The sequence below is a fragment of the Microbacterium esteraromaticum genome, assembly GCF_028747645.1.
Classification (GTDB): Bacteria; Actinomycetota; Actinomycetes; order Actinomycetales; family Microbacteriaceae; genus Microbacterium; species Microbacterium esteraromaticum_C.
The window spans coordinates 283,884-306,648 of record NZ_CP118100.1; the positions used below are offsets into that span (position 1 = coordinate 283,884).

Consider the following 22,765-nt stretch of genomic DNA (forward strand, 5'->3'; position numbering starts at 1 on the left):
GCAGCATCCGCCCACCCCCACCGTCAGGAGCATCATGACCACCCCAGCGCAGAGCAGCATCGATCTCGAGATCGGCGGGATGACCTGCGCCTCGTGCGCGATGCGCATCGAGAAGAAGCTCAACAGGATCGACGGCGTCACCGCGACGGTCAACTACGCCACCGAGAAGGCGCAGGTGACCGTCGACGGCGACCTCGACACGGCGCGGCTGATCACCGAGGTCGAGAACGCCGGGTACACCGCCACGCTGCCGGCGCCGCCGGCTCCGGATGCCGTCGGAGCGACAGCATCCGATCAGGGTGAACCCGACGACCCCGAGTTGCGCACCCTGCGTCAGCGACTGATCGGCTCGATCGTGCTCTCGGTGCCGGTGATCCTGATGGCGATGATCCCGCCCCTGCAGTTCCCCTACTGGCAGTGGCTATCGCTCGTGCTCGCCGCGCCGGTGGTCGTGTGGGCGGCCTGGCCGTTCCATCGCGCCGCGTGGATCAACCTGCGACACGGCGCCGCCACCATGGACACCCTGGTGAGCCTGGGAACGAGCGCCGCGCTGCTCTGGTCGCTGTACGCGCTGTTCTTCGGAACGGCGGGCATGCCCGGCATGACGCACGGGTTCAGCTTCACGATCGAGCCGTCCGACGGTGCGGGCAACATCTATCTCGAAGTCGCCGCCGGGGTGACGATGTTCATCCTCGCGGGCCGCTACTTCGAGAAGCGCGCTAAGCGCCGGGCCGGCGCCGCGCTGCGCGCCCTGCTCGAACTCGGAGCGAAAGAGGTCGCGGTCCTGCGCGACGGCGTCGAGGTGCTCATCTCGACCGATGACCTGCACGTGGGTGACGAGTTCGTCGTGCGCCCCGGCGAGAAGATCGCCACCGACGGCGTCGTCGTGTCGGGGGCATCCGCCGTGGACCAGTCGATGATCACCGGAGAGTCCGTTCCCGTCGAGGTGACCGCGGGTGACACCGTCACCGGTGCCACGGTCAACGCGGGCGGCCGGCTCGTGGTGCGCGCGACCCGCGTGGGCGCCGATACACAGCTCGCCCAGATGGCGAAGCTGGTCGAGGAGGCGCAGACCGGCAAGGCCGAGGTGCAGCGCCTCGCCGACCGAGTCTCGGGCATCTTCGTGCCCATCGTGATCGTGATCGCGGTGGCGACGCTCGGCGTCTGGTTGGCGCTCGGCTTCCCGGCATCCGCCGCCTTCACCGCGGCCGTCGCGGTGCTGATCATCGCGTGCCCGTGCGCGCTGGGTCTGGCGACGCCGACCGCGCTGCTGGTGGGCACGGGTCGCGGGGCCCAGCTGGGCATTCTCATCAAGGGGCCCGAGATTCTGGAGTCGACGCGTCGCGTCGACACGATCGTGCTCGACAAGACAGGCACGGTCACCGAGGGGCGCATGAGCGTCGTCGAGGTGTTTCCCGAGGCCGGAACGGATGCTGGCGAGCTGCTGCGCCTGGCCGGTGCGATCGAGGATGCCAGTGAGCACCCCATCGCCCGCGCGATCGCCCAGGCCGCGAGCATCCGCCCCTCCCTTCCCCAGACCCGCCCCCACGAGGGGTCAGAAAACGTCGTGTCGGAGGGTCTCAACACGACAGAAATTGACCCCTCGTGGGGTGGGGCGCGGGCGCTGCCGGCGGTCGAGTCGTTCCAGAACATCGAGGGGCGCGGCGTGACCGGCGTCGTCGAAGGGCACGCGCTGCTCGTCGGGCGGGCATCGCTGCTCGAGGACTGGGCAATCCGGCCATCGAGCGACCTGCTCGATCGCAAGGCCGCGGCAGAGGCCTCGGGGCAGACCGCCGTGCTCGTGGCCTGGGACGGCGAGGCACGCGGAATGATCGTCGTCGCCGACGAGGTCAAGCCCACCAGCGCCGAGGCCATCGCGTCGCTGAAGGCTCTCGGGCTGCGACCCGTGCTGCTCACCGGCGACAACCGCGCCGCCGCAGAGCACATCGCCGCGCAGGTCGGCATCGATGAGGTCATCGCCGAGGTGCTGCCCGCTGAGAAGGTCGACGTCGTCACCCGACTGCAGTCCGAGGGGCGCGTCGTCGCGATGGTCGGCGACGGAGTCAACGATGCCCCGGCGCTGGCACAGGCCGACCTCGGCATGGCCATGGGCACCGGCACCGACGTCGCGATCGAGGCATCCGACATCACCCTCGTGCGGGGAGACCTGCGCGCGGCCTCCGACGCGATCCGCCTCTCACGCCGTACCCTCGGCACCATCAAGGGCAACCTGTTCTGGGCGTTCGCGTACAACACGGCCGCGATCCCCCTGGCAGCCCTCGGGCTGCTCAACCCCATGCTCGCCGGGGCGGCGATGGCGTTCTCGAGCGTCTTCGTGGTGGGCAACAGCCTGCGGCTGCGCCGCTTCCGCTCGCTGATCAAGTAGACGGAGGAGCATCATGACCGATCCGCACGCACACGAGGGCCACGAGCAGCACGCTGCGCACCGCGGGCATGCGCCCGCGGCATCCGCTCGGGAGGAGAACCCGGGTTCGGGAGGAGGTCACGCGCACGGGCATCCTCCCGAGGGCGAGAACTCCTCCCGAACGGGAGCGGATGCCAACCACGCGGCCCACGGCAATCACGCCGGCCACGACAACCACGCGGGCCACGGCGATCATGTCGGCCAGTTCCGCAGGCTGTTCTGGATCAACCTGCTGATCGCCGTGCCGGTGGTGGCCCTCTCGCCGATGTTCGCCATGCTGCTCGGCTACGAGATCCCCGACCTGCCGGGGGTGGCCTGGGTCGCCCCTGTGCTGGGCACCGTGATGTACGTGTGGGGCGGCCGGCCGTTCCTCACCGGGGCCGTCAGTGAGCTGAAGGCCCGCAAGCCCGGCATGATGCTGCTGATCGGGTTGGCGATCACGGTCGCCTTCCTCGCCTCGTGGGGCGCGAGCCTGGGGCTGTTGCATCACGAGCTGGAGTTCTGGTGGGAGCTCGCGCTGCTGATCGTCATCATGCTGCTGGGGCACTGGCTCGAGATGAGGTCGCTCGCGCAGACGACGTCGGCGTTGGACTCGCTGGCCGCGCTGCTGCCCGATGAGGCGGAGCGCGTTGCCGGCGATGGTGTCGAGACGGTGAGTCCCGACGATCTGCGCGTCGGCGATGTCGTCATCGTGCGTCCCGGGGGCAGTGTTCCCGCCGATGGGGTGATCGTGGACGGCCGCGCGAGCATGGACGAGTCGATGCTCACGGGGGAGTCGCGCACGGTCGGCCGCGGTGTCGGCGAACGCGTGACCGCGGGTACCGTGGCCACCGACTCGGGGTTGCGCGTCGAGGTGGATGCCATCGGCGACGACACGGCGATCGCGGGCATCCGCAAGCTGGTCTCCGACGCGCAGGCGTCGAGTTCGCACGCGCAGCGCCTCGCCGACCGGGCGGCCGCGTGGCTGTTCTGGTTCGCGCTCGGCGCCGCGGCGCTCACCGCGGTCGTGTGGACCGCGGTCGGCGATCCGGATGCCGCGGTCGTGCGTACCATCACGGTGCTGGTCATCGCGTGTCCTCATGCGCTGGGGCTGGCGATTCCGCTGGTCGTCTCGATCGCGACCGAGCGGGCGGCCCGTGCGGGTGTGCTGGTGAAGGACCGCTTGGCCCTGGAGAGCATGCGCACGGTCGACGCGGTGCTGTTCGACAAGACGGGCACGCTCACGAAGGGCGAGCCGACGGTCTCGGCGATTGCTCCCGCGGGCGACTGGAGCGCCGAGGAGGTGCTTGCGCTCGCCGCGGCCGCCGAGGCCGACAGTGAGCATCCGCTGGCCAGGGCGATCGTGCGCGCCGCCGCCGATCGCGACCTGACCGTCGCCACGGCGACGGGCTTCCGCTCGTCGCCGGCCGTCGGCGTGACGGCCACCGTCGACGGCGCCGAGGTGCGCGTGGGGGGCCCGTACATGCTGACCGAGGTGGGTGCGGAAGAGATCGCGGATGCCGATGGCTGGCGTTCTGAGGGCGCCATCATTCTGCACGTCGTGCGCGACGGGGAGGTGATCGGCGGGCTGAAGCTGGCCGATGAGATCCGGGCGGAGTCGCGGCAGGCGGTCGAGGCGTTGCATGCGCGCGGCGTCGAGGTGGTGATGATCACCGGTGATGCCGAGGCCGTGGCGAATGCGGTCGGACGCGAACTCGGCATCGATCGGGTGTTCGCCGGGGTGCGCCCCGAGGACAAGGCCGCGAAGGTCGCTGAACTGCAGCGTGAGGGCAAGAAGGTCGCGATGGTCGGCGACGGCGTCAACGATGCGCCGGCGCTCGCCCAGGCCGATGTCGGCATCGCGATCGGCGCGGGCACCGATGTGGCGATCGCCTCGGCCGGGGTGATCCTGGCCTCGGACGACCCGCGTGCGGTGATCTCGGTGATCGAGCTGTCGAGCGCCAGCTACCGCAAGATGAAGCAGAATCTGTGGTGGGCGGCGGGGTACAACCTGATTTCGGTGCCGTTGGCGGCCGGTGTGCTGGCGCCGGTCGGGTTCGTGCTGCCGATGTCGGTGGGTGCGATTCTGATGAGCCTGTCGACGATCGTGGTGGCGTTGAACGCCCAGGCGCTGCGACGCCTCGACCTGCGCCCCGAGGCCGTCATCGGTCGCGATGCCTGAGCGTCAGAGCACGAGTCGGTAGCCCCTGCCCTGTTCGGTGAGCAGGTGTACGGGCGCCGACGGGTCTGCCTCGAGCTTCTTGCGCAGCTGCGACATGTACAGGCGCAGGTAGCCGGTGTCGGTGGCCTGCTCGGTGCCCCACAGCTCGCGCAGCAGCTCCTGCCGGGTCACCAGGGCGCCGGGGTGCCGCACCAGGTGCTCGAGCATCCGCCATTCGGTGGGGGTGAGGTGCACGTGCGCGCCCGCGCGTGCGACGGATTTCGCGGCCAGGTCGACGACGACGTCGCCGAACGCCACGGTCGCCTCGCCCGCGCCGGCGCCCGCACGGCGTGACAGCGCCCGCAGACGGGCCAGCAGCTCGTCGATCTGAAAGGGCTTGGTGACGTAGTCATCGGCGCCGGCATCGAGGGCGTCGACCTTGTCGGCCGAACCGGTGCGGCCCGACACGACGATGATCGGCACGGTCGTCCATCCGCGCAGCGCGTGGATCACCTGCACGCCGTCGAGTTGCGGCATGCCCAGGTCGAGCAGCACGATGTCGGGGTGCTCCTGTGCTGCGAGCTGGATCGCCGCGGCCCCGTCGGGCGCCGCCACGACGTCGTAGCCGTGGGCGGCGAGGGTGATGCGCAGCGCCCGCACCAGTTGCGGGTCGTCATCGGCGATCAGCAGCTTCATGCGTCGGCACCGGTCGGGTGTGTGGTGTCGGATGCCACCGGCAGGGCGATCACCATCGTCAGGCCCCCTCCTGGTGTGTCCTCGGGGCTCAGGCTACCGCTCATGCCCTCGGTGAACCCGCGCGACAGGGCCAGCCCGAGGCCGAGGCCGACGGTGTTGTCGTGGTCGCCTTCGCGCTGGAACGGGGCGAACATGCTCTGCTGCCGTTCGAGGGGCACACCTTCGCCGCGGTCGACGATGCGGATCTCGGCGGTCTCGCCCAGGCGGCTGGTCGTCACGAGTACCCGGCTGCCGGGCGGGGTGTGCCGGTGGGCGTTGGCGAGCACATTGACGAGCACCCGTTGCAGCAGCACCGGGTCGGCGCGCAGCGCGGGCAGAGCGGGATCGAGGCCGAGCTCGACGTCATCGGGGCCGAAGCCGAGTTCATCGAGCGCGCTGACGACGGCCGCCCCCGCGTCGACGTCGGTGAGTGATACGGCGAGCACGCCGGCTTCGACGCGGCTGGCATCGAGCAGATCGGTGACGAGCTTCGACAGGGTGCCCAGGCTCTCATCGGCGGTCTCGAGCAGTTCGGCGCGGTCGGCACTGGAGAGTCGGCTGGATCCGCGCAGCCCGCCGACGGCGGCCATGGCCGCCGCGAGGGGGCGGCGCAGGTCGTGGCTGATGGCCGAGAGCAGGGCGCTGCGCACGCGGTCGGTCTCGGCGAGCACGTCGGCGCGTCGGGCGGTAGCGGTCAGGTCGGTGTGTTCGATCGCGGCCGCCAGCTGGGCGACGATCGCGTCGAGCAGTCGCCGGGCCGGAGCATCGAGGGTCGATCCGTGCAGTTCGAGCAGGGCGTCGGCGCCGACAGGCACGATCTCGGGGGTGGTGTCGGGCAGCGGTTCGCCGTCGGTCGCGAGCACGCGCCCGTCATGGTCGAGCAGTCGTACACCGCTGAAACCGAAGGCCTCGCGTGCTCTGCTGACCAGCGCCAGGGGGGCGCTGTCGCCGCGCAGTACGCTGCTGGCCACGGCGGCCAGCAGCTCGGCCTCGGCCGAGGCTCGGCGCGCGGTGCGGGCGCGGCGGGCGGCCTGATCGACGACGATACTGACCAGTACGGCGCTTACGACGTACATCACCAGCGCCAGTGTGTGCAGCGGGTCGGCGATGGTGACCGTGAAGAGTGGTGCGACGAACAGGAAGTCGAGGGTGAGGCCTGAGAGCACGGCGGCGAACAGGGCAGGGCGGATGCCCCCGATCAGCGCCACGACCACGACGAGCAATTGGTAGGCCAGGACGTCCGAGGTGATCGATGCGGGGGAGCGGAACGAGTACAGCAGCCACGACAGCAGCGGACCGCCGACCAGGGCGATGGCGAGGCCGAGAGCCTGCCGGCGCCAGCCCAGGGGGCCACCGGTGATGCGCGGCAGCGCGGCGTGCGTGCCAGCAGCGGCGTGGCTCACCATGTGCACATCGATGTCGCCCGAGCGGCGGATCACCTCGGCCCCGATGCCGGGGCCCGTGAACACGGCGGCCAGGCGGCTGCGTCGGCTGACGCCGATGACGAGCTGGGTGGCATCCGACGTCTGGGCGAACTCGACGAGCGATTCGGCCACGTCGTCGCCCACGATCTGGTGGTAGCTTCCGCCGAGCGCGGACACCAGCCGCTGCTGGGCCGACAGCGCCCCGGGCGGGCTGCCTCGCAGGCCGTCCTGCGTCAGCACGTGCACCGCGAGCAGCTCTCCGCCGGCCGAGCGGGCGGCGATTCGCGCACCGCGGCGCAGTAGCGTTTCGCCCTCGGGGCCACCGGTGAGGGCGACGACGACGCGCTCTCTCGCCTGCCAGGTGCTCGCGATGCCGTGCTCGTCTCGGTAGCGGCGCAGTGCCGAGTCGACCTCGTCGGCGAGCCACAGCAGCGCCAGCTCGCGTAGCGCGGTCAGGTTGCCGAGGCGGAAGTAGTTCGACAGCGCGGCATCCACCCGCTCGGCGGGATACACCGACCCGGCCGAGAGGCGGTCGCGCAGCGACTGCGGGGCCAGGTCGACCACCTCGATGTCGTCCGCGGCGCGCACCGCGGCGTCGGGCACCGTCTCTTGCTGAGCGATACCGGTGATCTGCTCGACGACCCCGCCGAGCGACTCGATGTGCTGCACGTTGACGGTTGTGATCACGTCGATCCCGGCATCGAGCAGCGCTTCGACGTCTTGCCAGCGCTTCTCGTTCGTCGATCCGGGGGCGTTGGTATGGGCGAGCTCGTCGACCAGGGCGATCTGCGGCGCCCGCGCGATCACGGCCTCGAGGTCGAGTTCGCCGAGGGTGACGCCGCGGTGCATCACGGTGCGCAGCGGCACGCGTTCGAGACCCACGGTCTGCGCCGCCGTTGCGGTGCGTCCGTGATCCTCGACGACGGCGATCACGACGTCGTACCCCTCTGCCTGAAGCCGATGGGCGTCGGCGAGCATCTCGTACGTCTTGCCGACGCCGGGAGCCGCGCCGAGCAGTACTCGCAGACGCCCTCGGGTCATCGGATCTCTTCCTGTGCGGTATCGAGGGCGACGTTGAGGTCGAGCACGTTGACGCGCTCCGCGCCGATGAAGCCGAGGTCCGGCGTCTCGATGCGCGCGGTGACGATCGCCCGCACGTCATCTTCGCTCATGCCGCGCTCCGCGGCCACTCGCGACACCTGCAGCAGGGCGTACTGCGGGCTGATGTGCGGGTCGAGTCCCGATGACGAGGCGGTGACGGCATCCGCGGGCACCTCATCGGGCGAGACGCCCTCGCGGGCCGCGATCCGCTGGCGGCCCGCGTCGATCGCGGCGACCAGGTCGGGGTGCGAAGGTCCGAGGTTGCTGCCTCCTGAGGAGGCGCCTTCGTAGTCGGATGCAGACGGTCGGGGCTGGAAGTACTGCGGCAGGGCGTTGCCGTCCGCGTCGGCGAACGTCTGGCCCAGCAGGGCGCTGCCGACCGGTTCGCCGTCGTGGGCGACGACCGAGCCGTTCGCCTGCCACGGGAAGGCGAGCTGGCCGACGCCCGTCATGGCGAGCGGATAGGCGAGTCCGAGCAGGGCCGTCATCACGAGGACGGCGCGGATGGCGACCCCGGCGGTGCGGGTGGTGGTGCGGGTCTTCGACATGGTCGTTCCTTTGCGAGGTTCAGAAGCCGGGGATCAGAAGCCGGGGATCAGGCTGACGACCAGGTCGATCAGCTTGATGCCGATGAAGGGGGCGATCACGCCGCCGAGGCCGTAGATCAGCAGGTTGCGCTGCAGCATCCGCTCCGCGCTCGCCGGACGGTACTTCACACCGCGCAGGGCGAGCGGGATCAAGAAGACGATGACGATCGCGTTGAAGATCACGGCGCTGAGCACGGCGGATGCCGGCGAGTGCAGGTGCATGATGTTCAGGGCGCTCAGGCCGGGGAATGCGGTCATGAACAGGGCGGGGATGATCGCGAAGTACTTCGCGATGTCGTTCGCGAGCGAGAACGTGGTCAGCGCGCCGCGGGTGATCAGCAACTGCTTGCCGATGCGCACGATGTCGATCAGCTTGGTCGGGTCGGAGTCGAGGTCGACCATGTTGCCGGCCTCTTTCGCGGCCGACGTGCCGGTGTTCATCGCGACGCCGACGTCGGCCTGGGCGAGCGCGGGGGCGTCGTTGGTGCCGTCGCCGGTCATCGCGACCATGCGTCCGCCCTGCTGTTCGCGACGGATCAGCGCCAGCTTGTCTTCGGGTGTCGCTTCGGCGAGCACATCGTCGACGCCGGCCTCTTTCGCGATGGCGGCCGCGGTGAGCGGGTTGTCTCCCGTGATCATCACCGTGCGGATGCCCATCGCACGCAGTTCGTCGAACCGCTCGCGCAGCCCGTCCTTGACGATGTCCTTCAGGTGCACGACACCGAGGATGCGCGTGTTCACCGCGACGACGAGCGGCGTACCGCCGGCCGCCGCGATCTCGTCGGCGTGGCGGGCCGCCTCGGCGGCGGCATCACCGGCATCCGCTCCCTGCGTCGCGAGCCAGGCGCGAATCGCCGACCCGGCACCCTTGCGGATCATGGTGCCGTCGGGCAGATCGATGCCGCTCATGCGGGTCTGGGCGGTGAACGGCACGGTCACCGCACCTTCGGGCGAGGCGACGTGGATGCCACGGGTGACGGCGAGGTCGACGATCGACGCACCCTCGGGGGTGGGGTCGGCGAGCGAGGACAGCGCGGCGGCGCGCAGCAGCTCGTCGGCGTCGACGCCGTCGACCGGTCGCACGTCATCGGCGCGGCGGTTGCCGTAGGTGATGGTGCCGGTCTTGTCGAGCAGCAGCGTCGAGACATCGCCGGCGGCTTCGACGGCGCGCCCCGACATCGCCAGCACGTTGCGCTGCACGAGGCGGTCCATCCCGGCGATGCCGATCGCGCTCAGCAGCGCACCGATCGTGGTGGGGATCAGGCACACCAGCAGGGCGATGAGCACGGGGATGCCGACGGGCGACGCGACGTACGCGGCGAGCGGGTTGAGCACCAGCACGGCCACCACGAAGACGATCGACAGGCTCGACAGCAGGATGTTCAACGCGATCTCGTTGGGCGTGCGCTGACGGTTCGCTCCCTCGACGAGGGCGATCATGCGGTCGACGAACGTCTCGCCGGGGCGGGAGGTGATGCGCACCACGATGCGGTCCGAGAGCACGCGCGTGCCGCCGGTGACGGCGCTGCGGTCGCCTCCGGACTCGCGGATCACCGGGGCGCTCTCGCCGGTGATGGCCGACTCGTCGACCGTCGCGATGCCGGCCACGATGTCGCCGTCGCCGGGGATCGCCTCACCGGCCGCGACAACCACCAGGTCGCCGACCGCGAGGGCCGACGATGCGGTCTCGGTCAGCGGCGTGCGCTCAGCCAGCGGGTCGGACGAGTTGTAGCCGAGCACGAGCCGTGCGGTCGTCGTGGTGCGGGTCTTGCGCAGGCTGGCCGCCTGGGCCTTTCCGCGCCCCTCGGCGACCGCCTCCGACAGGTTGGCGAACAGCACGGTCAGCCACAACCAGCCGGCGATCGCCCACGTGAAGCCCGCCGGGACGTCCGGATCGGCACCGCCGAGCAGCGGCTCGGCGATGGCGAGCACGCTGGTGAACGCGGCGCCTGCCCACACCAGCAGGATCACCGGATTGCGCAGCAGGCGTGCCGGGTTGAGCCGGCGCAGAGCGCCGGGCACGGCGGCCGCGAGCTGGGCGCCGCTGAATGCCCGTGACGGGGCCGGGGCCGGTTCGGATGCCCGGGTGTCCGGGCGGGGGTGCGTGAGGGTCATGTCAGACCAGTCCTTCTGCGAGAGGCCCGAGCGTGAGCACGGGGAAGTACGTGAGAGCAGTGATGACGACGGCGATCGTCGAGAGCATCCCGACGAACAGCGGCCGGTGCGTGGGCAGGGTGCCGGCGGTCTGGGGCACCGGGCGCTGCGCGGCGAGCGATCCGGCCAGAGCCAGCACGAGCACGATCGGGATGAACCGCCCGAGCAGCATCGCCACACCGAGTGCGGTGGCGAACCAGGGGGTGCTGGCGGTGAGCCCTGCGAATGCCGAGCCGTTGTTGTTCGCCGCCGAGGTGAAGGCGTACAGCACCTCGCTGAGCCCGTGCGGACCCGGGTTGAGGATGCTGGTCGAGACGACGTCGTCGCGGATCGCGGGGATCGCGAAGCTGAGCGCGGTGCCGCACAGCACGAGCGCGGGAACGACGAGGATGTACAGGCTGGCGAGGGTCATCTCGCGCGGGCCGATCCGCTTGCCGACGTACTCGGGGGTGCGGCCGACCAACAGGCCGCCGACGAAGACGGTGATCACGGCGAGCACGAGCATGCCATACAGGCCCGAGCCGACGCCGCCGGGGGCGACCTCACCGAGCATCATGTTGAGCATCGGCATCATCCCGCCCAGGGCCGTGTACGAGTCGTGCATCGAGTTCACGGCACCGGTCGAGGTGAGCGTCGAGGCGCTGCCGAACAGGGTGGAACCGAGGATGCCGAAGCGCACCTCCTTGCCCTCCAACGCCGCACCGGCCAGTTCGGGAGCAGGTCCGCGGCCGGCGTACTCGACGATCGAGAGGATCGTCGTCGAGGCGAGGAACAGCACGCCCATCACCGACACGATGGCGTACCCCTGGCGGTCGTCGCCGACCATCCGGCCGAAGGCGCGGGGAAGCGAGAACGGGATCGCGAGGATCAGCAGGATCTCGAACAGGCTGGTCCACGGCGTCGGGTTCTCGAACGGGTGCGCCGAGTTGGCGTTGTAGAAGCCACCGCCGTTGGTGCCGAGCAGCTTGATGACCTCCTGAGAGGCCACCGGGCCGCCCGGGATCTGCTGGGTCGCCCCGCTGAGGGTCTGCACCTCGGTGAATCCGGCGAGGTTCTGGGCCACACCGCCGGCGATGAGCACGAGCGCGCCGACCACCGAGATCGGCAGCAGCAGCCGCAGCAGACCGCGGGTCATGTCGACCCAGAAGTTGCCGATGGTGGTCGAGCCGTGGCGGGCGAAACCCCGCACGAGCGTGATGGCGATGGCGATGCCGACCGCCGCCGACAGGAAGTTCTGCACGGCGAGCCCGGCGGCCTGCACGAGGTGACCCATGGTCTGCTCGGGCGAGTACGACTGCCAATTGGTGTTGGCCACGAACGAGGCGGCGGTGTTGAACGCGAGCCCCTCGGGCACAGGCGGCAGACCGAGCGACAGGGGCAGCAGGTGCTGCGTGCGCTGCAGCAAGTAGACCAGCAGCATGCCTGCCGCCGAGAAGAGCAGCACGCTGCGTGCGTACGATCGCCAGGTCTGCTCCGAGGCCGCGTCGACCCCGATCAGACGGTACAGCCCGCGTTCGACGCGCAGATGCTTCGCACTGGAGTAGATGCGGGCGATGTAGTCACCCAGCGGGCGGCACAGCAGCACCAGCATGAGGACGACGGTGGCGGCCTGCAGCACGCCCAGTCCCACGGCGCCCATCAGAACTTCTCCGGTCGCACGAGCGTCACGAACAGGTAGGCGATCGCGGCGACACCGAGCACGGCGGCCGCGATCTCGAAGATGATCATCGCTGCTCAGCCCCCTTCGCGATGAGAGAGACGAAGACGAAGATCAGCGCGGTCAGCGCGAGGTAGATGAGATCGAGCACTCACCGATCCCATCGTCCCGGCGTCCGCCCGAACCCGATCCTCACGAGATCCTCACGCCCGGGGCGCGAATCCATGCACCATGCCGACGCTGCGTGCCCGCAAGTGAATCACCCAGCCGTTTCTGAACCCGGAGAGGTAGCGTCGAGACATGACAACGCTCCCCGTCGACGACGCGGCGATCGCCGAGGCCCGGCAGCTGCGCGACGAGTTCCAGCGGTTCCTGCGCGAGTACGAATTCGGCATGCGCGAGATCGAGACGAAGATCTCGATCCTGCAGGACGAGTTCACGCACATGCACGCGTACAACCCGATCGAGCACGTCAAGAGCCGCCTGAAGTCGCCCGACAGCATCGTCGAGAAGGTCGCCCGCCGAGGCATCGAGGCCGACTTTCCCAGCATCCGACGTGAGATCACCGACATCGCCGGCGTACGCGTCACGTGCAGCTTCGTCAGCGACGTCTACCGTCTGTTCGACCTGCTCACTGCGCAGGACGATGTGACCGTCCGTATCGTCAAGGACTACATCGCCGGACCCAAACCCAACGGGTACCGCAGCCTGCACGCGATCGTCGAGGTGCCGGTGTTCCTGTCGACCGGAACGGTCGCCGTGCCCGTCGAAGTGCAGTTCCGCACCATCGCGATGGACTTCTGGGCCAGCCTCGAGCACAAGATCCACTACAAGTTCTCGGGACGCGTGCCCGGTCACCTCGTGCAGAGTCTGACCGAGGCCGCGGATGCCGCCGGCGAGCTCGATGACCGTATGGAGCGGCTGCACCGTGAGGCGCACGAGGTCAACCAGCGGGTGATCGAGGCCTGATACCGCCGCCCGGGCGCGGGATGGGAAGATAACGGTGATGCATGCCACCGCGACCCCCGTCGACACCGAGATCGAATCTGCCGAGCACACCGACACGGCGCAGAACGTCGACCTCAGCGAGATGCCCTCGCTCGACGGCGGCGACGCTCCGCGGTGCGAATGCGATCACGGCACCGAGACCGAGTACATCCCGTGCGGGCGCCGCGCCCGCTGGCGGGTGAGCATCGACTGCCAATGCGGTGAAGGGCATCCGAGGGCCGTCGAGATCCTGTGCTCGCGCTGCCTGCGCACCCTGCGCCGCAACAACGATCGCGAAGCGATCACCGCGCGCCGCCTCTGAGCGACGCGCGGGCGGCGGATGCTGTCAGCGCCGGCGCTGCACCGGGATCGGACCGGTGACGCTGAGCTCGTCCTCCCAGCACTGGATGCCCGTGACATCCGGCATCCGCTCCCGGGTGAACACCGGATCGAGCCCGGCGCGCCGCTGATCGAGAAAGTCACGCAACAGACGGAACGCGACGCCCGAGAGCAGCGCGATCGCGATGAGGTTCACCAGTGCCATGATGCCCATCACGCCGTCGGCCGTGTTCCAGATGAGATCGGCCGAAGCGATCGAGCCGACGAAGATCGCCACGACCGCCAGTGACCGGTAGGTGGTCAGCACGCTGCGGCGCGTGGTGATGAACTCGATGTTCGACTCGCCGTAGTAGTAGTTGCCGAGGATCGAGCTGAACGCGAGCAGGAAGATGATGACGCTCAGCAGCACGTTCGACCATTCGCCGAGGCTGTTCACGATCGCGGCCTGGGTCAGCACGATGCCGCGCTCGGCGCCGGCCAGGTCGGGCGTCGCCACCAGGATGATGAACGCCGTGATGGTGCACACCAGGAACGTGTCGAAGTAGACGCCCAGCGTCTGCACCAGTCCCTGCTTGACGGGGTGCGTGACGGCGGCGCTCGCGCCCGCGTTCGGGGCCGAACCGAGGCCGGCCTCGTTCGAGAACATGCCGCGCTTGACACCGGTCATGATGATCGTGCCCAGCGCCGCGCCGACGACCTCGTTGAACCCGAACGCCTGCGTGTAGATCGACGCGAACACCGCCGGGAGCTGTTCGATGTTCAGGGCGACGATCACGAGCCCGACCAGCAGATACAGCAGCGCCATCGACGGCACCACCGCCTGCGTCACGTGGGCGATGCGGCGTACGCCGCCGAAGATCACCAGGCCCGTCAGCACCGCCAGGGCGATGCCGACCACCCAGGGGATCCAGCCCACGTCGCCGCCGAAGCTCGACGACACCGTCGCGCTGATCGTGTTGGCCTGCAGTGAACTGAACGCGAAGGGGAAGCACACGATGAGGATCACCGCGAAGACGATGCCCATCCAGCGGGCCTTCAAACCGTGCTGCATGTAGTACGCCGGACCACCGCGGAAGCCATCGGGGTCGCGCACCTTGAAGAGCTGACCGAGGGTTGACTCGATGAAGCTCGAGGCGCCGCCGATGAATGCCATCGTCCACATCCAGAACACGGCCCCCGGGCCGCCGATGGCGATCGCCGTGCCGACACCGGCGATGTTGCCGACGCCGACGCGGGAGGCCGCCGAGATCGTGAACGCCTGGAAGGCCGACACCGACTGCGGGCGACCGTCCGCGTCGGTGGGCGTGCGGTTGGTCAGCGTGCGGAACATCTCAGGGATGAGGCGGAACTGCACCACCCCGGAACGCACCGTGAAGTAGACGCCGAGCAGCACGACGACAGGCAGCACGGCCCACGTCCACAGGCGGTCACCGAGGAAGAGCACGATGTCGTTGAGGGCTTCCATTGGGAAACAGTAACGCCGCGGATGCCCGGAAACACGGTGCCGTGCCGATCGCTCGACGCAAACAGGCGACCACAGGTCGGATGTCTGATTGGATAGTGCGGTGAACAAAAGCGACGAGGCTCGTCCCGCCGGATTCGGCGCCCTGCTGTGGCTCGCCCTGGCGACCTTCTCGATGGGTATCGACGGCTATGTGCTGGCCGGGCTGCTGCCGCAGATCTCCGAAGACCTCGACGTGTCGAACGCGGCAGCCGGGCAGTTGGTGGCGGTGTTCGCCCTCACCGCCGCGATCGCCGGTCCGGTGCTCAGCGCCTTCACCGGGCGCTGGGAGCGCAAACTGGTGATCTCGCTCTCGCTGGCGGTGTTCCTGGTCGGCAACCTGATCATCGCTCTGGCCGTGGACTACGCGATGGCGATGACCGGTCGCATCGTCTCGGCCGTCGGCGGTGCCCTGCTCAGCGCCGTTGTCAGCGCCTACGTGCTCGCCAAGACCGCACCCGAACGGCGCGGGCGCGCGCTGTCGTTCGTACTGGGCGGATTCCTCGCCGCCACCGCCCTCGGTGTGCCGGTGGGACTGGTGATCGGCCAGGACGACTGGCGCATGCCGTTGTTCCTCGTCACCGGTGTCGGCGCGGTTGCCCTTGTCGGCATCCTCATCAAGGTGCCCCGGCTGCACCTGCCCGCCCTGTCGCTGCGCGCGACGCTCAAGCCACTCACGCAGCCCGCGCTGATCGGGGCGATCCTCGTCGCCACCGGCATCATGTGCGCCAGCTACCTGTGCTTCACCTACGCGACCCTGATCTTCGGCCCCCGCGTCGGCGAGGGGCTGCCGATCATCGCCGCGATGTTCGGCTACGGCGTGGTCAGCCTGATCGGCAACATCATCTCGGGACGCGCCACCGACCGCTTCAACCCGGTGCACGTCATCACGCTGATCATCGGCATCCTGATCGCTGTCGCCGTGCTCGGCACGTTCGGTCTGATGCTGCCCGGTCTCGCCGGGGCGGTGGCCGCCTTCGTGTGGTTCTTCGCGTGCGCGTTCTTCAACGGCGGCTCCGGCGTCGCCCTGCAGTCCCGCCTGGGCGACCTGGCACCCGACTCGATGTCACTGGTGCTGGCGCTCAACGGCAGCGGCATGCAGCTCGGCTCGGCGCTCGGCGGCATTCTGGGTGGTGCACTGCTGGCATCCGGTGTCGAACCGGACGGGCTCGTGCCGGCATCCGCCGTCGTCCTCGCCGCGACCATGCTGCTGCACCTGATCGTCTCGCGCGCCACCCGTGGCGGCGTGCGCGCCGCGGCCTGACGCGCCGCTCAGACGCGCGCGGTCGTGCCGCGCACGATCAGCTCGAACGGCAGTTCGCCGCCCACAGCGGCCTCGGTGTCGCCCTCCAACTGAGCGAGCACCGCGCCCGCGGCCCGCTCACCCTGCCCGAGCGGGAACTGGTCGACCGTCGTCAACTGGAAGAACTCGCCCAGCTCATGACCGTCGATGCCGACGATCGACAGGTCCTCGGGCACCCGGAACCCGAGATCGCGCGCGGCGAGGATCGCCCCGATCGCCATCTCATCGGATGCCGCGAAGATCGCCGTCGGGCGCGGACCGGGTCGGCCGAGCAGCTGCTTGGCGGCGCGGAAACCGCCATCGACGGTGAAGTCGGCCGGTTCGAGAAAATCGGGGTTGGGGGTGATGCCGGCATCCGCCAGCGCCTGCTCGAAGCCGAGCCTGCGACGCGTGGGGATGTGGAAGTCGATATCGAACTCGGGATTCGCGCCGATGTGCGCGATCGCCCGATGGCCGAGCCCGATCAGGTGCTCGGTCGCCAGGCGCGCCACCGCCGTGTCGTCCACCGTGAGGGTGCGCAGCTGCGGGTTCGGACCGCCGATCGCGATCACGGGCAGGCCGAGCGCCTGCAACCGTCCCGTCTCATCGTCGTCGAGCTCGATCGAGACGGCGATGACGGCATCCACCCGCTTGCGTCGCAGGAACGTCGAGAAGACGTCCTTGCGCACGTCGGCGTCGGCGGTGATGTTGTACAGGGTGATGTCGTAGCCGGCGCGCATCAGCGCGCTCGATGCCCCGGACAGCACCGTGCTGAAGAACCAGCGGTCGAGGAACGGCACGATCACGCCGACGTTCTGCGTGCGCCCCGACGCGAGGCTCGACGCCCGCGACGAGACGACGTAGCCCAGCGTCTCGGCCGCGATGCGCACACGCTCGCGCGAGGCCGGTGACACGTGCCCGCGCCCACTGAGCGCGCGTGAGACGGTCGCCGTCGATACCCCGGCGAGCTTCGCGACCTCGTCAATGCTCGTCATCTCACTCGCCCTCTGTTGTTCTGCAACCGTTCTGTGGCGGTTCACACCGTTCACACCCCGCGAGAAACCATATCCCGCGTGAGAAACCACGTCGTTCGTGGTGTCTCATACGGCACGTGGTTTCTCGCGGGGTAGGTGGATGCTATGCGCGCGTGAACCAGGCTGCAGTGTTCGGGGGCAGGGCCGTGCCGCTGAAGCGCTGGCTCTGGATCACGAACGACACGTTCCCACCGAGCTCGATCGGCGTCTCGCCCAGGTTGGCGACGACGTGAAGGTCACCACGGCGGAAGGCGACAGCATCCGATCCGGCGTCCTCCCACACCAGCGAGCCGCCGCCGAGACCGCGCTCGCGGCGCTCGGCGAGCAGGCGCTTGTAGAGGTTCAGCGTCGACTCCGCGTCGGCCTCTTCGACATCGCGGGCGAAGCCCGCCCACTCCGCCGGTTGCGGCAGCCACGAGGCGCCGGTCGTGTTGAAGCCGTACGCCGGAGCATCCGCCGACCAGGGCAGCGGCACGCGGCATCCGTCGCGTCCGTACCGCTCGCCGTTCGTGCGGAACCACGTCGGGTCCTGGCGGAACTCGTCGGGAATCTCCATCGCCTCGGGCAGGCCGAGCTCCTCGCCCTGGTACAGGTACGACGAGCCGGGCAGCGCGAGCATCAGCGTCGTGGCCGCACGGCCACGCGCCAGGCCGATCGCCTGGTCGGGCTTGCCGGGCGAGAGCGGACCGATTCCCTCACCCTGCGGGTTGTCGGCGGTCAGCGCCAGGCGCGAGGCGTGGCGCACCACATCGTGGTTCGACAGCACCCAGGTGCTCGGAGCGCCGACGCCGCCGAACGCGTCGAGCGAGTCGCGGATGACCCCGCGCAGCGCCTCGGCGTCCCACGCGGTCATCAGATACGGGAAGTTGAAGGTCTGGTGCATCTCGCCGGGGCGCACCCACAGCGCCGTCTTTGCGAGCGTGGGCAGCCAGGCCTCACCGCACAGGGCGCGGTCGCCGTCGTACTCGGCGAGCAGCTTGTGCCAGTCGCGGTAGATGTCGTGCACACCGTCCTGACCCCAGTACGGCACGTTCTCCTCACCGCCGCCCATCGAGTCGGCCTCGATCGGCGGGGTGTAGTCGGGAAGGCCCTCGGCCTTGACCATTCCGTGCGCCACATCGACGCGGAAGCCGTCGACACCGCGGTCGAGCCAGAAACGCAGGATGCTGCGGAACTCCTCGCGCACCTCTTCGTTGGTCCAGTCGAAGTCGGGCTGGGTGGGGTCGAAGATGTGCAGGTACCACTGGCCGGGCGTGCCGTCGGGATTGGTGGTGCGGGTCCACTGGCCGCCACCGAAGACGCTCTCCCAGTTGTTCGGCGGCAGGTCGCCGTTCTCGCCCCGGCCGTCGCGGAAGATGTAGCGGGCGCGCTCGGGGCTACCCGGGGCGGCCTTCAGTGCCTGCTGGAACCAGACGTGCTGATCGCTGGAGTGGTTCGGAACGAGGTCGACGATGACGCGGATGCCACGGGCGTGCGCCTGGGCCAGCATCTCGTCGAAGTCGGCCAGGGTGCCGAAGATCGGGTCGACGTCGCGGTAATCGGCCACGTCGTAGCCCGCGTCCTTCTGCGGGCTCGTCATGAACGGGCTCAGCCAGATGGCGTCGACGCCGAGCGCGTGCAGATCGTCGAGTCGGGCGGTGATGCCGGGCAGGTCACCGATCCCGTCACCCGACGCGTCGGCGAACGAGCGCGGGTAGATCTGGTAGATGACTGCTGTGCGCCACCACTCGGAACCGGGGGCTGCGAACTGTTCGACCTGTGCCATGCGACCCAGGCTACTGCAAGCGCTTACAGTTTTGGAAGAGTCGGATCGAAACGGTTCGAATCTGTTGCGGGGCGCGAGTGTCGCTCAGGTTTGCAGGACGATTTCACTTCCGCAGGATGTCGGGCGGCAGAGTCTCCTGTAGAAGTGCAATCGTCCTGCCGAGTTGAGGTGCCCGGGTGGACTCAGGATGCCGGCAGCACGATGTTCAGTGGTGGCTCGCCGGCCAGCATCCGATCGATCTGCACCCGCAGCAACCGTGCGATGCGCGGATTCATCGCCGTCGAAGCGCCGCCGCAGTGCGGGCTGATCAGCAGATTCGGGGCGTCCCAGAGCGGATGCCCGGCCGGCAGTGGCTCCTCTTCGAAGACATCGGATGCTACCCGGATACGGTTCTCGCGCAGCGCTGCCAGCATCGCCCCGGCCTCGACCAGCGCCCCGCGCCCGACGTTGACCAGCAGCGCACCCGGCGCCATACGCGCGATCATCGCTGCATCGAACAGGTGCCGGGTCTCGGCGCTCGCCGGCAGGCTCAGAATCACGATCTCGGCATCGGGCAGCACCTCGGGCAGCTCGTCGAGGGCGTGCACGGTGACCTCGCCGACGCCGTCGAGCTCGGCCGTGCGGGCGCTGCGCGCCACGGCCGACATCGTCACCTCGAACGGCGCCAGGCGCTGCGCGATGGCCTTGCCGACACCGCCGAAGCCGACCAGCAGCACGCGCCGATCGGCAAGGCTCTCGGTGAACGCGGGCGACCACTCACCGCGCTCCTGCGCGAGCGCGAAACGGGGCAGTGCGCGCTGCGCGGCGATCGTGAGCCCCACGGCGAGTTCCGCAGTGGACGCCTCATGCACGCTCGCGGCATTGGCGAATGGGATGCCCGGCGGAAGAGCATCCGCCACCCCGTCGTACCCGATCGACTGCCCCTGCACCAGGGTGACATCGATGCCGGTCAGCGCCCGCAGGGCTCCGGTGCCGTCCATGTACGGCGGCACGACGATGTCGATGTGCTCGGCGGGCGCGGGCGTACGCATGTCCCAGATCTTCACGGACACGCCCTCGGGTAGGGGGCCGAGGTTCTGGGCCAGGCGTTCGGTGGGGACGGTCACGAGAAGGCTCACTCGCCGAGCCTATCGACCCGCAGGGGGTGGAGGAGTAGCGTCAGGTCTAGCCGACCTAGGAGGACACATGATGGTTCCTGAGATCAACTACTGGGCGGTGCTGATCGCCACCGCGTCGAGCATGGTGGTCGGGTCGATCTGGTACGCGCCGAAGGTCTTCGGCACGCGGTGGTCGAAACTGGCAGGCGTCGACATGAACCGCCCCGGCGCCACGGCGATCGTGCCGATCATCACCACGGTCATCGTCAGCTTCATCACGGCGTGGGTGCTCGCCGGCGCATCATCGATCGCCTGGCACTTCTATGAGGGGTCGTACTTCTGGGCCGCGGTGGTGACATCGGTCGCACTGTGGGCGGGGTTCACGGCCGCGCGCTTCATCACGCACGACGCATTCGAGGGCCGCTCGACCAAGCTCACGACGCTGAACATCGCGCACGAGCTGGTGACGGTCGTCGTGATGGCCGTGATCATCGGCGTCTGGCCGCCCGCCGGCATCTGAGCGGGCGCGGTGGTGCCTTGGCGTTGCGTCGCGTGGCGTGCGTCGCATTGCCGCGGCGTTGCGCCACGTCGCGCCGCGTTGCGGCTTCCCCAAGCATGCGGGTTGCCCCTTCCCCAAGCACGAGGGGTCAATAAACGTCGCGTTCGCGCACTCGGATGCCGCAGAATTTGACCCCTCGTGGGGTGCGGGAGGCGTGCGTGCGCGGGAGGGGGCGGGTGTGCGGGAGCGGGAGGGCGTGCCGCGCGGGCCCGGGTGTCGGCGAAGCGTCGGCATCGGGCATCCGAAAGTCCCCGCCGAGACCCCTACGTGGCATCCACACCCCGTGCTACGGGCGCACCCAGCTGGGGGTGTCGACGCGAACTAGGGGTGTCGACGAGCACCGCGCTACGGCGCAGCAAGCACCGCGCTACTGCGCGAGGCGCGACCGGTTACGCGGCTGCGCGAGTGACCGCGGCGACGGCGCTGGTGAAGAAGTCGAGGCCGTCGACGCCCGAGCGCATCGCGGCACTCGTGTCGGGGCCGAAACCAGCCTCGATGGCGTGCTCGGGGTGCGGCATGAGGCCCACCACGTTGCCCGCGGTGTTCGTCAGGCCGGCGATGTCGCGCAGTGAGCCGTTCGGGTTGACGCCGGCGTAGCGGAACGCCACCAGGCCTTCGCCCTCCAGGCGGTCGAGGGTGTCTTCCGAGGCGATGTAGCCGCCCTCGCCGTTCTTCAGCGGGATGACGATCTCCTGGCCCGCGTCGAACTCACTCGTCCACGCGGTGTCGGCGTTCTCGACGGTCAGGCGCTGGTCGCGTCGCACGAAGTGCTGGTGGTCGTTGCGGATCAGCCCGCCGGGCAGCAGGTGCGCCTCGACGAGCATCTGGAAGCCGTTGCAGATGCCCAACACGGGCATGCCCTTGGCGGCGGCATCCTTCACCTCGGCCATGATCGGCGACAGAGCCGCGATCGCGCCCGAGCGCAGGTAGTCGCCGTAGCTGAACCCGCCGGGCAGCACGAGCGCGTCGACGCCCTGCAGGTCGTGCGAGCCGTGCCACAGGGCGACGGGCTCGGCGCCGGCCATCCGCACGGCGCGCTGCGCGTCGCGGTCGTCCAGGGAGCCCGGAAAAGTGATGACCCCGACGCGTACGGTCACGGTGCGACCTCGACGCCCACGACGTCTTCGATCACCGAGTTCGAGAGCACGTCCTCGGCGAGGCGTCGCGCCTCGGCGAGCACCTCTTCGGTGACCTCACCGTCGACGGTGAGCTCGAACCGCTTGCCGATGCGGACACCGCTGAAGCTCTCAACACCCATGCGCGAGAAAGCGCCGGCAACGGCCTTTCCCTGCGGGTCGAGCAGTTCGGCCTTGGGCATGACGTCGACGACGATGGTGGGCATACCCATGATTCTAGGTGATCGCGCGCGGACGCTGTGCCCGCGCGCGGTGTGGGTCACGCGGAGTGGAAAACGGTGTGCAGATCGCCGATCAGGTCGCGTCCGCCGAGGCCGTCGATCTCGAACAGCACGCTGATTCCGGCGACGGCGTAGCCGAGGGTCTCGACCAGTGCGCGGCCGGCTGCCAGGGTGCCACCGGTGGCCAGCACATCGTCGATCAGCAGCACGCGCGTACCGGTGGGCAGGTCGTCATGCATCTCGACGGTCGCCGTGCCGTACTCGAGGGCGTAGTCGACGGAGGCTGCGGGCTGGGGGAGCTTTCCTGCCTTGCGAATGGGGGCCAGGCCGACGCCTGCGGCGATGGCGGCCGCGCCCGCCAGGATGAATCCGCGGGCTTCGATGCCGGCGACGACGTCGAAGGTTCCCTCGAACGGTTCGATGAGTGCGCGCGTGGTCGCGTGCAGTGCGTCGTGGTCGGCCAGCAGCGGGGTGATGTCACGGAAGAGGATGCCGGGTTCCGGGTAGTCCGGGATGGAGCGGATCAGTGACTCGGCGCGGGCCAGTTCGGGGTTCACCCGTTCAGGCTACCGCCCGCCCCTGCGCCTGCCCTTCCCCGGAGCTCCACCCGTCTATTCGTCA

The 22,765-nt window shown here is 69.4% G+C and carries 19 protein-coding genes; 6 read left to right on the forward strand and 13 right to left on the reverse strand.

Features of this window, described 5'->3' with window-relative positions:
- Positions 1 to 34 precede the first annotated feature (34 nt).
- Together PTQ19_RS01340 and PTQ19_RS01345 are read left to right on the forward strand one after the other, a co-directional pair.
- Positions 35 to 2,386: a heavy metal translocating P-type ATPase gene (locus PTQ19_RS01340; RefSeq protein WP_274368161.1), complete on the forward strand. Its 2,352-nt coding sequence runs from the start codon at positions 35 to 37 to the stop codon at positions 2,384 to 2,386.
- Between the two features lie 13 nt (positions 2,387 to 2,399).
- A complete protein-coding gene (locus PTQ19_RS01345; protein ID WP_274368162.1) occupies positions 2,400 to 4,586 on the forward strand; it encodes a heavy metal translocating P-type ATPase in 2,187 nt (728 codons plus the stop codon).
- A gap of 3 nt (positions 4,587 to 4,589) precedes the next feature.
- On the opposite strand, the gene PTQ19_RS01350 is transcribed toward PTQ19_RS01345, so the two are convergent.
- The 6 genes from PTQ19_RS01350 to PTQ19_RS01375 are packed head-to-tail and all read right to left on the reverse strand — an operon-like array spanning position 4,590 to position 12,294.
- The gene (locus PTQ19_RS01350) at positions 4,590 to 5,261 is read right to left on the reverse strand and encodes a response regulator (protein ID WP_274368163.1); all 672 of its coding nucleotides are present in this window, start codon (positions 5,259 to 5,261) and stop codon (positions 4,590 to 4,592) included.
- Positions 5,258 to 7,765, reverse strand: coding sequence for a DUF4118 domain-containing protein (locus PTQ19_RS01355; RefSeq protein ID WP_274368164.1), 2,508 nt, complete (start codon positions 7,763 to 7,765; stop codon positions 5,258 to 5,260). Before PTQ19_RS01355 ends, PTQ19_RS01350 begins: the two co-directional genes overlap by 4 nt.
- On the reverse strand, positions 7,762 to 8,373 hold the full coding sequence (kdpC, locus tag PTQ19_RS01360; RefSeq protein WP_206822733.1) for a potassium-transporting ATPase subunit KdpC: 612 nt from the start codon (positions 8,371 to 8,373) through the stop codon (positions 7,762 to 7,764). The genes PTQ19_RS01355 and kdpC overlap by 4 nt, the downstream gene beginning before the upstream one ends.
- Positions 8,374 to 8,406: 33 nt before the next feature.
- On the reverse strand, positions 8,407 to 10,527 hold the full coding sequence (gene kdpB / locus PTQ19_RS01365; RefSeq protein WP_274368165.1) for a potassium-transporting ATPase subunit KdpB: 2,121 nt from the start codon (positions 10,525 to 10,527) through the stop codon (positions 8,407 to 8,409).
- A gap of 1 nt (position 10,528) precedes the next feature.
- Positions 10,529 to 12,205: a potassium-transporting ATPase subunit KdpA gene (kdpA, locus tag PTQ19_RS01370; RefSeq protein WP_274368166.1), complete on the reverse strand. Its 1,677-nt coding sequence runs from the start codon at positions 12,203 to 12,205 to the stop codon at positions 10,529 to 10,531.
- Positions 12,205 to 12,294: a potassium-transporting ATPase subunit F gene (locus tag PTQ19_RS01375; RefSeq protein WP_224818294.1), complete on the reverse strand. Its 90-nt coding sequence runs from the start codon at positions 12,292 to 12,294 to the stop codon at positions 12,205 to 12,207. The genes kdpA and PTQ19_RS01375 overlap by 1 nt, the downstream gene beginning before the upstream one ends.
- A 229-nt stretch (positions 12,295 to 12,523) precedes the next feature.
- On the opposite strand from PTQ19_RS01375, the gene PTQ19_RS01380 reads away from it, so the two are divergent.
- Together PTQ19_RS01380 and PTQ19_RS01385 are read left to right on the forward strand one after the other, a co-directional pair.
- Entirely contained in the window at positions 12,524 to 13,192 is a 669-nt protein-coding gene (locus tag PTQ19_RS01380; protein WP_274368167.1) for a GTP pyrophosphokinase, read from the forward strand.
- A gap of 37 nt (positions 13,193 to 13,229) precedes the next feature.
- Positions 13,230 to 13,532, forward strand: a complete 303-nt coding sequence (locus tag PTQ19_RS01385; RefSeq protein WP_274368168.1) for a hypothetical protein — start codon at positions 13,230 to 13,232, stop codon at positions 13,530 to 13,532.
- A gap of 24 nt (positions 13,533 to 13,556) precedes the next feature.
- On the opposite strand, the gene PTQ19_RS01390 is transcribed toward PTQ19_RS01385, so the two are convergent.
- The gene (locus tag PTQ19_RS01390; RefSeq protein ID WP_274368169.1) at positions 13,557 to 15,014 is read right to left on the reverse strand and encodes an alanine/glycine:cation symporter family protein; all 1,458 of its coding nucleotides are present in this window, start codon (positions 15,012 to 15,014) and stop codon (positions 13,557 to 13,559) included.
- A 100-nt stretch (positions 15,015 to 15,114) separates the two neighbouring features.
- Here PTQ19_RS01390 and PTQ19_RS01395 point away from each other — a divergent pair, with 100 nt between their 5' ends.
- Positions 15,115 to 16,314, forward strand: a complete 1,200-nt coding sequence (locus PTQ19_RS01395) for an MFS transporter (protein ID WP_274368170.1) — start codon at positions 15,115 to 15,117, stop codon at positions 16,312 to 16,314.
- A gap of 8 nt (positions 16,315 to 16,322) precedes the next feature.
- On the opposite strand, the gene PTQ19_RS01400 is transcribed toward PTQ19_RS01395, so the two are convergent.
- The 3 genes from PTQ19_RS01400 to PTQ19_RS01410 form a co-directional block, all read right to left on the reverse strand.
- A complete protein-coding gene (locus PTQ19_RS01400) occupies positions 16,323 to 17,327 on the reverse strand; it encodes a LacI family DNA-binding transcriptional regulator (RefSeq protein WP_179409301.1) in 1,005 nt (334 codons plus the stop codon).
- Positions 17,328 to 17,469: 142 nt separating this feature from the next.
- Positions 17,470 to 19,131: a glycoside hydrolase family 13 protein gene (locus PTQ19_RS01405; protein ID WP_274368171.1), complete on the reverse strand. Its 1,662-nt coding sequence runs from the start codon at positions 19,129 to 19,131 to the stop codon at positions 17,470 to 17,472.
- Between the two features lie 182 nt (positions 19,132 to 19,313).
- Positions 19,314 to 20,249 carry a 2-hydroxyacid dehydrogenase gene (locus PTQ19_RS01410; RefSeq protein ID WP_274368172.1) on the reverse strand — a complete coding sequence of 312 codons (936 nt, stop codon included), beginning with the start codon at positions 20,247 to 20,249 and terminating at the stop codon, positions 19,314 to 19,316.
- A 70-nt stretch (positions 20,250 to 20,319) separates the two neighbouring features.
- Here PTQ19_RS01410 and PTQ19_RS01415 point away from each other — a divergent pair, with 70 nt between their 5' ends.
- Positions 20,320 to 20,748 carry a DUF1761 domain-containing protein gene (locus PTQ19_RS01415; protein ID WP_274369011.1) on the forward strand — a complete coding sequence of 143 codons (429 nt, stop codon included), beginning with the start codon at positions 20,320 to 20,322 and terminating at the stop codon, positions 20,746 to 20,748.
- Between the two features lie 428 nt (positions 20,749 to 21,176).
- Here the strand turns inward: PTQ19_RS01415 and purQ are convergent, their stop codons facing one another.
- Genes purQ through PTQ19_RS01430 form a run of 3 tightly spaced genes read right to left on the reverse strand, consistent with a single transcriptional unit; the run spans position 21,177 to position 22,701 of the window.
- A complete protein-coding gene (gene purQ, locus PTQ19_RS01420; RefSeq protein WP_274368173.1) occupies positions 21,177 to 21,884 on the reverse strand; it encodes a phosphoribosylformylglycinamidine synthase subunit PurQ in 708 nt (235 codons plus the stop codon).
- The gene (gene purS, locus PTQ19_RS01425) at positions 21,881 to 22,129 is read right to left on the reverse strand and encodes a phosphoribosylformylglycinamidine synthase subunit PurS (RefSeq protein WP_179409298.1); all 249 of its coding nucleotides are present in this window, start codon (positions 22,127 to 22,129) and stop codon (positions 21,881 to 21,883) included. The genes purQ and purS overlap by 4 nt, the downstream gene beginning before the upstream one ends.
- A 53-nt stretch (positions 22,130 to 22,182) precedes the next feature.
- Positions 22,183 to 22,701, reverse strand: coding sequence for an adenine phosphoribosyltransferase (locus tag PTQ19_RS01430; protein WP_274368174.1), 519 nt, complete (start codon positions 22,699 to 22,701; stop codon positions 22,183 to 22,185).
- Positions 22,702 to 22,765: the final 64 nt, after the last annotated feature.

Excerpts from the sequence above, each read along its gene's own strand:
- PTQ19_RS01375 (WP_224818294.1), bottom strand. The coding sequence starts at position 12,294 with ATGATCATCTTCGAGATCGCGGCCGCCGTGCTCGGTGTCGCCGCGATC.
- PTQ19_RS01385 (WP_274368168.1), top strand. The coding sequence starts at position 13,230 with ATGCATGCCACCGCGACCCCCGTCGACACCGAGATCGAATCTGCCGAG.
- PTQ19_RS01405 (WP_274368171.1), bottom strand. The coding sequence starts at position 19,131 with ATGGCACAGGTCGAACAGTTCGCAGCCCCCGGTTCCGAGTGGTGGCGC.
- PTQ19_RS01350 (WP_274368163.1), bottom strand. The coding sequence starts at position 5,261 with ATGAAGCTGCTGATCGCCGATGACGACCCGCAACTGGTGCGGGCGCTG.
- kdpB (WP_274368165.1), bottom strand. The coding sequence starts at position 10,527 with ATGACCCTCACGCACCCCCGCCCGGACACCCGGGCATCCGAACCGGCC.
- kdpC (WP_206822733.1), bottom strand. The coding sequence starts at position 8,373 with ATGTCGAAGACCCGCACCACCACCCGCACCGCCGGGGTCGCCATCCGC.
- PTQ19_RS01380 (WP_274368167.1), top strand. The coding sequence starts at position 12,524 with ATGACAACGCTCCCCGTCGACGACGCGGCGATCGCCGAGGCCCGGCAG.
- purS (WP_179409298.1), bottom strand. The coding sequence starts at position 22,129 with ATGCCCACCATCGTCGTCGACGTCATGCCCAAGGCCGAACTGCTCGAC.
- PTQ19_RS01415 (WP_274369011.1), top strand. The coding sequence starts at position 20,320 with ATGGTTCCTGAGATCAACTACTGGGCGGTGCTGATCGCCACCGCGTCG.
- PTQ19_RS01400 (WP_179409301.1), bottom strand. The coding sequence starts at position 17,327 with ATGACGAGCATTGACGAGGTCGCGAAGCTCGCCGGGGTATCGACGGCG.
- kdpA (WP_274368166.1), bottom strand. The coding sequence starts at position 12,205 with ATGGGCGCCGTGGGACTGGGCGTGCTGCAGGCCGCCACCGTCGTCCTC.
- PTQ19_RS01355 (WP_274368164.1), bottom strand. The coding sequence starts at position 7,765 with ATGACCCGAGGGCGTCTGCGAGTACTGCTCGGCGCGGCTCCCGGCGTC.
- PTQ19_RS01390 (WP_274368169.1), bottom strand. The coding sequence starts at position 15,014 with ATGGAAGCCCTCAACGACATCGTGCTCTTCCTCGGTGACCGCCTGTGG.
- PTQ19_RS01340 (WP_274368161.1), top strand. The coding sequence starts at position 35 with ATGACCACCCCAGCGCAGAGCAGCATCGATCTCGAGATCGGCGGGATG.
- PTQ19_RS01345 (WP_274368162.1), top strand. The coding sequence starts at position 2,400 with ATGACCGATCCGCACGCACACGAGGGCCACGAGCAGCACGCTGCGCAC.